The sequence below is a fragment of the Moritella sp. genome, from assembly GCF_013215705.1.
Lineage (GTDB): Bacteria > Pseudomonadota > Gammaproteobacteria > Enterobacterales > Moritellaceae > Moritella.
The window spans coordinates 271,461-284,796 of sequence record NZ_JABSQR010000006.1; the positions used below are offsets into that span (position 1 = coordinate 271,461).

General features: G+C 42.3%; 3 protein-coding genes. All 3 read right to left on the reverse strand.

Going from position 1 to position 13,336, the window contains the following annotated elements:
* Positions 1 to 75 precede the first annotated feature (75 nt).
* Genes HRT96_RS04550 through HRT96_RS04560 form a run of 3 tightly spaced genes read right to left on the reverse strand, consistent with a single transcriptional unit; the run spans position 76 to position 13,312 of the window.
* Positions 76 to 2,784, reverse strand: a complete 2,709-nt coding sequence (locus tag HRT96_RS04550; RefSeq protein ID WP_293152840.1) for a condensation domain-containing protein — start codon at positions 2,782 to 2,784, stop codon at positions 76 to 78.
* Positions 2,781 to 5,468, reverse strand: coding sequence for an amino acid adenylation domain-containing protein (locus HRT96_RS04555; protein ID WP_293152843.1), 2,688 nt, complete (start codon positions 5,466 to 5,468; stop codon positions 2,781 to 2,783). The genes HRT96_RS04550 and HRT96_RS04555 overlap by 4 nt, the downstream gene beginning before the upstream one ends.
* Positions 5,465 to 13,312, reverse strand: a complete 7,848-nt coding sequence (locus tag HRT96_RS04560; protein ID WP_293152858.1) for a non-ribosomal peptide synthetase — start codon at positions 13,310 to 13,312, stop codon at positions 5,465 to 5,467. The genes HRT96_RS04555 and HRT96_RS04560 overlap by 4 nt, the downstream gene beginning before the upstream one ends.
* Positions 13,313 to 13,336 lie beyond the last annotated feature (24 nt).

Here is a 13,336-nt window from a genome sequence, read left to right on the forward strand (position 1 = left end):
ACACATGATTATAATATTGATAATGATTATCAATCCACTTAAAGGTTAAATTTAACCTTTTAAAATTACCGCCGTTTACTCATTCAATAAACGAGCGATTAAATCTGATATAACGTCTTCATCTCGAACAATCCCTAAATGATCGCTATTTACAATTTTGTTAGAGACAAGCGAGTTAATACTTTTTAGTCCCGAGCTTAACTGCTTAGCTCTTCCCTCAGGATTAGCTGCCCACCAGCTTTCAACGTTGGTCTCCACGCGAGCAAGTTGATAATTGGCACAAATTGCTCTCATGTGCTGCTCAATAGCCCAGCTAAACAAAACTTGCCGAGCATTTTCTGCCATATGACGAGAAACAGGCATTGTCGATAACCACATGTCAAACTGAGAAGGCCAGAGTTCAGGGCTACTTTCATTTAATAATTTAAGGCATTGCTGAGACTGATACTGACTTAATGGAGAAAGTAATAAACTTAAGTGCTCCATCAGTTTCTGCTGCGCTTTAGGTGAGTGCCATTGATCTTCAGCAACTTCAAAGCCAGGCACGTAACAATCAAGTAATCCAATAAACGCCACCTCCTGTTGATCCGCTTCTAACTTAGCGGCAACTTCCAAACACAGCGCGCCGCCTAGAGACCAACCAAGTAGGTAATATGGTCCTTGCTTTTGTACCGACTTAATCGTTTGATAATAGCTCTCGGCCATCAATGATAACGATGCATCAAACCAACCATCGTCAATAAAACTCCGAGACTGGATCCCGATTAAATGGCGCTTACCCGCTAATCTTTCAGCTAACAATTGATACCCTGTCGTTCGTCCCGTAACGGGATGAATACAAAAAATAGCAGGTTCAGTACCACAAGGTTGATTGAGTGGTTCTAATAGGCGTAGATCAGCTTTGACCTCTGTTTTGCTGCCGATACGACCTAACCATTGTTGCAAATTAACGACAAAATCATTCGCCCACTGCGACACTTCATTTTCAGTATGGTGTGTATGTGCATATTCCCAATCTAAGCTTAATTGTCCTTCCGTAATTTGTGCATTAATAACTAATGGGGTAAGCATTGGGTTTAAATCAGATTGTGCAGGGCCACCAGCAACAATCGGTTTACACCAATGTGAAAAACCATTATCGACATACTGACCTAAATAATTAAATGTGATATCTGCATTAACCGAGCGCTTTGAAGATTCATAAGACATCACGGCACCGTAGCCAATACCGCCATGTTGTTGCGCCTCATTCAAGCACTGAGCTACCGACTCTAGACAAGTTTCAGCATATGCAGACCAACTTAATTTAACTGGGTAAAGACTTGTCATCCAGCCCATTGTTCGGCTTAAATCAAGCGCACCAAATACGCTTTCTTCTCGCCCATGCCCTTCCAAATACAAATGTAGGTCTGGTTTATCTACCGATGCTAACGTTTGCACTAAGCTGGTAATTAATAGGTTTGGCGTTGGCACATTTAATTGACCGACGGTTTTACGCAATAATATTTGTGTATCTTCAATACCTAATTTGACACTTACCGTTCGTCTATTCTTATAAATCGGAAGAGGTAAAGATGAAGGTGAAGATGAAGATGACCCTTGTGCAAACCAATATTCGCGCTGCTGTTGCATATCTAAGGTTCGAGTCCAAATATTCAGTTGCTCAATGACTTGATTATAATTTGCTGACACAGCTGGCAATTGTATTTCTTGCGTCGTACTGAGCTGTTGATAAGCCGACCATAAATCATCAAACAGTATTCGCCATGAAAAACCATCTATAGCAAGGTGATGAATAACCAGTAATAGTCTGTCCGCTTTTTGTGGCTGTTTTATTAGCGCAGCACGTAGCAAATCACCTCTATAAATGTTCAAACTTTGCTGTAATTCTAATGCTAATGCAGAAAATTCAGCATCATCATCGATCTTACAGTTCCATAATAAGTCGGATGAAATAACATCAGTATATTGCTGTACCCACCCTTTATTTCCATGACTGAATTTAAGACGAAGTGCGGGATGATGGGCAACAATAGAATGTAATGATTTAGCTAACGCATCAACATTCATACCTTGCTTTAACTCAACACAAACATGCTGGTTCCAATGAGACGGTTCTGCAGGTTGCTGTGAGAAAAAATGTTGTTGAATTGGCATTAATGAAAATTCAGACGTCGGTAATAGTTGTACTTTCTGCTCGGTTATTTTTTGCAACAAAGCAGCAAGCTGTTTAAGTACTGGCTGTTCGAAAATATCTTTTGGCGTTAATAATAACCCGGCTTGACGTACATGACTGACCAGCTGCAATGCTAAAATTGAATCACCACCTAATGCAAAGAAGTTGCTCTCACGCCCGACTAATTCAACACCTAACAAGGTTTTCCATAACTGACTCAGTAACGCTTCTGTTTCACCTTCTGGCGCTATGTATGAAGCATCGTCTAATTCATGCCAATTGGGTGCTAATAAATTCTGTCTGTCGATTTTACCCGCGGGTGTTAAGGGTAATTTAGCTAACACCACCAATGTGGCTGGTACCATATAATCAGGCAGTTCAACGGCAAGGCGTTGTAATAATACATTCTCATTAAATTCGGTTATTTGCGCTTTGTCTGTTTGCTGTAAATAACCAACCAAACGCTTACCGCCTGGTGCTTCATGAGCGACAACCGCGCAATGTTCTGCGCCACTCAGTAACTGCAATTTCGATTCTATTTCACCCAATTCAACCCTGAAACCACGTATTTTGATCTGCTGGTCTATGCGGCCTAAATATTCCGTCACGCCGTCGTCACGCCGTCGTCACGCCAACGCACTAAATCACCGGTGCGGTACATACGCTCTCCCGCAGCACCATAAGGATCAGGTAAAAATCGCTCCGCAGTCAGATCAGCACGACCATGATAACCACGTGCTAACCCCACTTCGGCACCAATATACAGTTCGCCCGACATCCCAAGCGGGACTCGATTGAGTTGAGGATCTAAAATGTATAAGCGTCGTTCACCCACTGCGGTACCAATCGGCGCATACGCACTACTTAATTCAGTCTCTGCATATGCCTCCCATATCATTGGAGTAACCACGGTCTCCGTTGGGCCATAACCATTAATAATGCGTTGTGGTTTCAATACCTGCTGTAACCGGTCATAAGTTTCACGCGTAAACGCTTCACCACCTAATGTCCAAGAGCGTACTATTAAATTCGGCTTACTGTAGTTGATCCAATCTAATAACGGCCCCACATAACTTGGAGGGAAACACGCAATGGTTACCCCTTCTTCTACAAGTACGTCGCAGGTTTTCTCTGCACTCCATAACGCCTGATCACGAATCACTAAACGAGAGCCAAATGCCAATGGCACAGCCCAACGCTCTACCGCACCATCAAAACTTATTGATGCAAAGTGTAGTTCAACATCATCTGGTGTCATGCCATAACGTTCACCAATGGTTTGCACATGCATGCTTAATCCTGCATGTGTTAACGCAACACCCTTAGGCTTTCCCGTCGAGCCTGAAGTGTAAATAAGATAGGCTAATTGCTGCTGATGGAATTCGACATCGGGGGTATCAGTCGAATAACTGCCCATCATTTGTTGATCGAGATAAACAGATTTAATGCCATGAGGACAAGGGACTTGCGCTGTTAATGTTGAATCAGTAAGCAACAAATCAACACCACTATCTTCAAGCATAAAACTTAAACGTTCATTCGGATAAGCAGGATCCAAAGGTAAAAATGCGCCACCGGCCTTAAGGACAGCAAGCATGGCAACTAACATCGTATTGCCACGCTCAAACGCAACACCGACAGGCATGTCAGCGCTAACACCTTGCTCAATCAAATAATGGCTAAGTTGGTTCGCTTGATGATCCAATGCTTGATAACTTAAACGTTCATCGCCATGCACGAGTGCGATTGCATCCGGTCGTAATTCAGCTTGCTGCTGAATGAGCAAAGGTAATGGTTGATACACCCAAGTGTGCTCCTGGGTCGAAAAAACATTTAGTTGCTCGATAGCTTGCTGATTGACTAAATTCAGCTGCCCGACAAGAATGTTAGGCTGAGCAAGGATTTCATCCAAAAACTTAATAAAACCACTCAGTAATTGTTCCGCAGTGCTTACCTTAAATCGATCTTTAGCATACGTTAAAATGAGTTCCCAAGGCGTTTGGGCTGATTCTCTGATATCTAAGGCCAAATCAAACAAGGCATGGCGGCCTTTCTGATCACAGCTTTTAATATTAACCCCAGAGACCAATTCAATCGATGCATCTGACGTCTGTTGATGATTAAACAGCACCTGAAATAGCGGTGTTTCACCTGCATTACGGGATACACCAAGACCATCCACTAATTGATCAAAAGGTAAAAGCTGATGTTCTTGTGCTTCTAATACAGCCTCATGGGTTAGTTTCAAACAATCGATAGCTTGGTTCGATGGCGAAATTTGATTATGAATAACCATGGTATTAACAAAAAAACCAATAACTTCCGCAACTTCAGCTCGATCCCGGTTCGCCATTGGAATACCGACCGAAATATCATTACGACCACTATAGGCCGCAAGTGTTAACTGCCAAACAGCAAGTAACAAGCTCGATGGTGTGATCCTCTGTTTTAGCGCTAACGCTGAGATTTTAGCCGTTCGATTCGTCGATAATGAATATTGGCAATGACCAGCAAGTCGCAACTGATGGATCTTGGCTGATGTATCATGCGCAATCAGTAATTCAGGTTGCATTGCACCTAACTTTTTTTTCCAATAGTGCAACTGTTGCTGTGCCTTGCCGGCGCGTAGCATTGCCGTCTGCCAAACCGAAAAATCAGTATATTGAATATTTAGCGCAGTTAACGGGACGCCCCGATATGCTTGCACAAGGTCTCGAACAAAAATATCAATCGACCAACCGTCAGAAACAATATGATGCATAACTAATTGTAAATGCCACTTCTGCTGTTCAACTTGTATTAAAGCGACTCTCAACGGTAGTTCATAACTCAAGTTAAAGCGTTTCTGGGCATGTTTACCACAGAAAGAATAAAGCTCACTCTCAGATTTAAGTCGCCAATCTTGTACTTCTAAAGGCACGATTGGAGCAGGGTCTAACTTTAACCATGTTACGTCATCTTTACTGACAAAATAGCTGCGTAATATCTGATGTTGCACCAGCACTTGCTGTAATGCCGATTCAAATAATTCATGATCTAACGCGCCATTAATGTCAAAATCACCAACCATATGGTAAGCGCTATTATCTGGGTCAATCTGATAAATATGCCATAATCGTAATTGTGCAGGGGCTAAAGGAGATAACTCACACTCTTTCGCTGGCACGATAGGTAGACGTTCAAAACTAAACCCTTTTGCCTGCAACAAAGATAAAAATTTCTCTTGTTCCGGTACACCTAATTCGATAAAACGTCGAGCCAGTGCGTGTTTATCAATCTTATTCATACTCATAGAGCCTCCAACTCATCTAATAACATCGCCATTTCATCAAGTTCCAAATGCTCTTGTTGGTGATTTCGAATAAATTCAGGCTCTAGTAAATCGGCCAGTGTGCGTAGATCAGATGCGTTGAAAAAATCACGTAAATTAATTTCTATGCTAAGTTCTTCTCTTGCTGTCGCAATCACACGGGTTGCTAACAAAGAATGTCCACCAAGCGCAAAGAAATTATCATCTAGACTGACGGTTTCTAATTCAAGTAAGCGAGACCAGCTCGCTGCTAGCCATATTTCCAGTTCTGTTTCAGGCGCTTGATAACCTTTATTTTGTAATACAGGCGTAGGTAGTGCTTTACGGTCTCTCTTACCATTAGGGGACAGAGGCATGTGCTCAATACCAATAAATAAGCTTGGTACCATATAATCAGGCAGATGTTCTGCAAGATACTTTTTAACTGACAGCTCAACTGAATTATCCAGTTGTGCACAAACCAAATAAGCAATTAATTGATCACCTGCTGGCGCGTTATGCACCACCACAGCAGCATCTGAAATAATTGAATTTTTGACTAACAGGCTTTCAATTTCTTCCAACTCAATGCGTAACCCTCGAATTTTAACCTGATGATCTAAACGGCCGAGATACTCTAAAGCGCCGTCAACACGTCTTACGACCTGATCACCAGTACGATACATACGAGAACCAGCCTGGCCAAAGGGATTAGGAATGAAGCGATCAGCGGTCAAATCTGCACGATTCATGTATTCACGCGCCAATCCATAACCCGCGAGATAAAGCTCTCCGGGCACGCCGATAGGTACAGGGTAAAGCCTGTCATCGAGAACATGTAATTCGGTATTGGCAATAGCGAAACCAATCGGTACTCGTTGTTCCGAATCAAGCTGACATTGCCAATAACTCACATCTATCGCCGCTTCTGTTGGGCCATATAAATTATGCAATGCTATGTGCGGAGCTTGGGTTAAAACGGTATTAGATAAACCCGCTGGTAATGCCTCACCACTGCAAATAATTTGACGTAATTGACGACATTGAGAGAGCGCGGCATCATGGATAAACGCCTGTAACATCGACGGTACAAAGTGAACGGTTGTCACACCTTCGTTCGCCATCGTTTCTTGTAACTGCCAAGGTGTTCGATGTGCATCAGGTGGTGCAATAGCTAAACGAGCTCCGAACATTAATGGCCAGAAAAACTCCCATACAGAAACATCAAAACTAAATGGGGTTTTCTGTAATACACAGTCACTAGCCTGCAAAGCGTAATGTTGCTGCTTCCAGTTTAATCGGTTCTGCAATGCCCCCTGAGTATTCACCACCCCTTTCGGTAATCCAGTGGATCCCGAGGTATAAATCACATACAAAGCTTGGTCAGGATGCCATGCAACAGAAGGCGGTTGCTTAGCGTATGCAGCCAAATTCAGATTATCGAGGGTGATCACCTCTAACGTCTCTTGCTCTGACCAAAGCCCCTGCGTCTCAACATCAGTAAGCAATAGACCTACATCCGCAGACTGTAAAATATAACTTAATCGTTCACTTGGATAACTCGGGTCTAACGGTACATAAGCGCCACCAGCACGTGTAATAGCATGAATACCTATCACTAAATTAACAGAACGAGGTAAACCGATAGCGACACGAACTTCAGGCCCTACCCCCTTAGCCTGTAGGTAATGCGCTAATTGATTAACCCGTTGTTCGAATTGTGCATAACTAATTTGCTGTTCTCCCATAGAGACAGCAATCGCATCAGGCGTGAGCAGCGCTTGTTCATGAATGGTGACGGCTAAAGGTTTAAAACCGCCCCAATCATATTGCGTCGCATTCATTTGAGATATAGCGACTTGCTCACTCTTTGTTATCAGCGTTAATTGTGAAACCGCAATACTTGGCGTTGCTGTTACTTGAACGAGCAAATGCTGCCAGTGTCCATGTAAACGCGCTATATAATTAGCACTAAACAGATCAACGGCGTAATTGAAAAATCCAGCCCATGAGCCGTCATCGAATTGTTGCATATCCATGCTTAAATCCAATTGTGCGCCACCCGCACCAGGATCAAATGTGGTCACGTCTAACCCAGTCCAATTTTGTAAAAATGATTTATCAATACGCTGTAAATTAAATGAACTCTGATACAAAGGATGCTGCTGTAAATTACCTTTCGGTCCTATCTCAGCAACAAGCATTTCGAACGGTAAGTCCTGATTTTGTAATGCTCCAGATGAAAACGCACTCACCTGTTCAAGCAAAGTCGAAAACGATAGTTCATCAGAAAAACGCGCTGGAATAACAATGCTATTAATGAAACAACCTTGCATGGCCTGAGTTTGATTCTGAGAACGCCCAGAGACAGGCACACCAATGCGAATTTCATCTTGCTGGGTATATTTATGTAATAACAGTTGCCAGAGAGTTAGTAACACATTAAACGTTGTCGTATTCTGTTCAGACGCTAATGACTGTATTGCATTCACCTGGTTACTACTTAATTCAAAATGATAGCGTTCACCTTGAGAATATAGTTCGCTTGAATGTGATTCTGGATATAAATTGAGAGGCTCAATATCAGCAACAAGCGCCTCTTTCCACCAAGTTAACTGTGACTCCACTTTCTCGCTTAACAGCCAATCCTTTTGCCAATGTGAGAAATCAGCATATTGTAAAGCTGAGACTTCCAGTACAGGTTTTTCTGAATCAAGCATTAACGCATAATCGTCACTCAGTTCATTCAATAATAACTGGGTGCTGATACCATCAGAGATTATATGATGCTGCACTAATAAAAATTGATAGTGATTTTCAGCTAAGCACACCAGTTTAGCCCTTACTAATAAATCATTTTCAAGATCAAACGGTAGCACTAACAATTCAGCAAAATTAACAGTTGCTTGTGCCCTATCCATATACCCTAATGTCAGGACAAGTTCAGCATGAGGGTTTATGCTTTGTAATACCTCACCTTGTTCGTGAATAAAGTTAGTGCGTAAAACTTCATGGCGCATCAACAAACGATTTAGTGCTTGTTGCAACAACGGAATATTCAGCTCACCTTTGAATTCAAGTGCTAGTGGCATATGGAAAGCAGCACTAGTCGGTTCAAGCTGATGCATAAACCAAAGTCTTCGTTGTGCTGCACTGGCGAGAATAGATTGATCTCTGTCCACCGCAACAATCACCTCTTTACTTGAATTTTTAACTACACACTTAAACGCCATATCAGCCAGCACTGGCGAATCAAAAATGGCTTGTAATGGCAACGCTAACTGATATTTCTGATCTAATTCACCAACCAAACGCATAGCCAATAATGAATGTCCGCCCAATGCAAAGAAATTGCTGTCACGCCCAACACGTTCAACACCTAATAAGCGCTGCCATACTTGACTCAATAATTCTTCAACGTCCCCTTCAGGCGCTTTGAATTCTGTATCATTAAGTTGCGTCCAATTCGGCGCGAATAAATTTTGTCGGTCGATCTTTCCAGCCGGTGTCAACGGCAGCTTATTCAATACAACAATCTTGGCTGGAACCATGTAATCAGGAAGCACTTCAACGAGACTACGTAATAACATAGCTTCATCAAGGCTTCCTAATGCTCCCTCTGACTGTTGTAAATAAGCCACCAAACGTTTTCCACCTGGCGCATCATGCGCAACGACAGCACAATGCTCAACACGACTAAGCTGCTGTAATTTGGATTCTATTTCACCCAATTCAATTCTGAATCCACGGATCTTAATCTGCTGATCAACACGCCCTAAATATTCCATGACGCCATCACGACGCCAACGCACTAAGTCACCCGTCCGGTACATACGCTCACCAGCGATACCGTAAGGATCAGGTAAAAATCGTTCAGCAGTTAAATCTGCACGGCCATGATAACCACGGGCTAAGCCAACTTCAGCGCCGATATATAACTCACCAGAGACACCTACAGGCAAGCGATTAAGCTCGTTATCTAAGATATAGAGTCTACGTTCACCAACAGCGGTACCAATTGGTGCATAGGCACTCTTTAATTCGGTTTCCGCATAAGCTTCCCATATCATTGGGGTCACAACGGTTTCGGTTGGGCCATAGCCATTAATAACACGTTGAGGATGTAATACCTGTTGTAAACGTTCATAAGTTTCACGGGTAAATGCTTCGCCTCCGAGAGTCCATGAACGAACCGTTAACTCAGGTTTATTATAAGCAATCCAATCAAGTAGTGGTCCGACATAACTCGGGGGGAAACAAGCGATTGTCACGCCTTCTTGCTCGAGCACCTGACACGTTTTCTCCGCACTCCATAATGCTTGGTCTCGGATAACAAGACGAGAACCAAATGCCAGCGGCACAGCCCAACGCTCGACCGCGCCATCAAAACTAATCGATGCAAAATGAAGTTCAACATCATCTGGTGTCATGCCATAACGCTCACCGATAGTTTGCACGTGCATACTTAAACCAGCTTGCGTTAAGGCAACACCTTTGGGCCGGCCTGTAGAGCCCGAAGTATAAATAAGGTAAGCTAATTGTTGAGGGTGATAATCCACACTCGGCGCATCAGTCGGATAGTCCGTCATTAACTGCTGATCAAGATAAACGTGTTTGATCCCTTTAGGACTAACGATTGTCTCAGCTAATAACGAATGGGTAAGTAATAACTTAACGCCGCTATCTGCCAGCATGTAATTTAATCGTTCGCTAGGATAAGATGGATCTAATGGTAAAAATGCCCCGCCAGATTTAAGCACGGCAAGCATCGCCACTAACATGCAATTGCCGCGTTCAAAAGCAACACCGACAGGTACATCGGTACCAACACCTTGCGCAATTAAGTAATGGCTAAGTTGGTTAGCTTGCACTTCAAGCATACGATAACTTAACCGCTCATTACCATGAACTAACGCTATCGCATCAGGTCTCAATTGTGCTTGTTTCTGAATCAATAAAGGCAACGCTTCATAATTCCAACTATGCGACTGAGTTACAAATCTGTTTAGTTGCACTAACGTCGACTCTGGAACAGAAGTGAGTGATGCGAGTGTTTGTTGCGGATTGCTCACTAAGTTATTTAGATTTAACGCCATTAACTCAGCAATATTCTCAATCTGACTGGCACTGAATTTAGTTTGATCATAAGCAAATACGATCCGTAAACATTCTCCAGGTAAAATAGCTAACGTGAGCGGATAATGTGTAAATTCATAACTGTCAGGCTCACCTAATTGTAAGCCTGATTTATTTTGTTTAAATAATGCTTCATCCAGTGGGTAATTTTCAAATACCACTAATGTATCAAATAAGGATTCTCCAGCCCAACCACTATCCTGCTGGATCTGCGCCAGTGATGAATAGCTAAATTCTCGTTGTGCTACACCTTCACGTTGTAATGTATGTAACCAATCTAGCACCAGAGCATTTGGCTCAATAGCGACAGTCATCGGTAACGTATTGATGAACAAACCAACCATAGCATCGCTACCCAGCAACTCGGTCGGTCTACCTGATACCGTATTACCAAATACAGGATTTGTTTGACGGCTTAAGGTTCCAAGTGTCAACGTCCAAGCACCTTGCATCAAGGTATTCAGAGTCAATCCTTGTGGCTTTAATTGTGATTCAAACGCTGACGTTTGTAATGCTGTAAAATCTAAATTATAACGCTGGAACCCATCCTCCTCTGTCTCTTTAGAATAATCAGAGCCACCATAACTAACCGCCAATTGAGTTGGCGATTCAATATCAGATAAATACTGCTGCCAAAAGGTACTAGCAGCATCAGCATCACTCTGATTTAACCACATTAGATATTGGTCAAAAGAGTCAGCAGATCGAGAGAAGTGATCACCTGCATATAGGCCTAATAATTCGCTGAATAATATGCCCGTACTCCAACCATCCATCAGCACGTGATGTAAAGTCAGGATGCAAATATAATCGTGTTCAGCAATTCGTAATAAATCAATCCGCCACAGTGGCCCTTTATTTAATTCAAAACCTTGCGTAATTCGACGCTCGCGAAGCTGTTTAATACTCGTTGCAATATCCACGTCAAAACGCAGGTCAACTTCCACAAATGGCAGCTCACATAAAGGCCAAATAGCCAGAAAATCTGTGCCTTGATTATTTAAAACACTGGCCCTTAGAATTGGATGACGCTGCATTAACGATGCCCAAGCATTCATTAGCTTACTCGGATCGAGTGCATGCATTGGCAAAGCAAGTTGGTTTATATATGAACTATTTCCTGTCGCTAATTCGCCATGAAATAATAGTCCTTGCTGTAAGCTCGAAAGAGGCCAAATATCCTCAGGTATGTCGGTAATCAAATCAAGGCTAGCTTGGTCCAACCCACTTAATGCAACATCTGATGGTGTCAGTAACGGTGTATTAGCATCAAAATGAGAGACCACAATGGCGCATTGTTGCTGGAATAACGCGATAAAGTCATTACGCTGCTCAGCAGTAAAGGCAGCATTGTCAAACTCAAAATTCAACGCTAAACCGTGATGAGTGAGTTGGGCATTCAATACGATTGCAGCGTCGGCTTGGCAGTCTATAGCTCGCCACAACCCTGATTCTTTAAGTTTCAGCGCATCATGTTCATGACTACTTACCTTACCTAAAAAGTTAAACAACACATCAATCGAATCACTACTCGTCATTAAACCTTGCTGTATTGACGCGCTATAATCTAATCCGCCGAGTTCAACTTTTCGTAATTGTTCTTTCGTTTGTTTTAAGCGAGTTTCGAAATCGATATGCCCCTTAAACACTTGTGGATAGAGAGACGTAAACCAACCAACACTGCGACTTAAATCTAAACCATATTCGTCCCCAAACCGACCATGACTTTCACGATGTAATCGCACCAGGTCACGCTCGGTAAAGGCGAATAAACTTTCAACCATAATCAACAAGAGTAATTCTTCTAGGTTGAGCCTTGCATACGTTTTCGCCTGTAGAGTCCAATCCGCTAAGGTTGTATTTTCAACTGTCCATTGCGATGTCGAAATGCCCGAATCATCACCTAACTCAAATAACGATTCAATGTTATCTTGAGCTTGCCAATAGTTAAGTGCTTTAGCGGAAACAGAGCGATTTGAAAGCGCAGAAGCCCAATCATTTAAACTGTGTGTTTTGTTCGCTAATTGAATATTCTCTTTAAGGGCTAACTGCTGATAAGCGTGCATTAGATCTTCTAATAGCACCCGCCAAGAATAAGCATCGACAGCTAAATGGTGGATTGTGAGTATAAATTGAGGGTTAACATCATCAGCTAAATAGAGCGCGCCTAATAAGCAGCCTTTTTCAATATTTAAAGCCTGCTGTAAATCATTAACATATTCCCCAATATGATTATCTAATTGACGTTCTTGAAACACGAATGAAGCTTGGTCAATACTCAGGTGATCGCAATCCCAACCATCTTCAGTCTGTTTAAAGCATAAACGTAAAGAATCATGATGTTGAATTAAAGCGTAAATGGCTTTCTTTAACAATGACGGGACTAACTGTTCGTTCAATTCAAAATGTAAATATTGATTACAATTGACTGAACCATAGTGAGTCAGAAAACGTTGCTGAACCGCATTAACTTTAGCACTACCTTGTAATTCTGATTGGTCTGCGGGTATGTCATTTGACACTAAAATGCAGCAAGCCATATCAGTAAGTATTGGTTTATCAAAAATGTCTTTTGGCGTTAATAATAACCCGGCTTGACGTACATGACTGACCAGCTGCAATGCTAAAATTGAATCGCCACCTAATGCAAAGAAGTTACTCTCACGCCCGACTAATTCAACACCTAACAAGGTTTTCCATAACTGACTCAGTAACGCTTCTGTTTCACCTTCTGG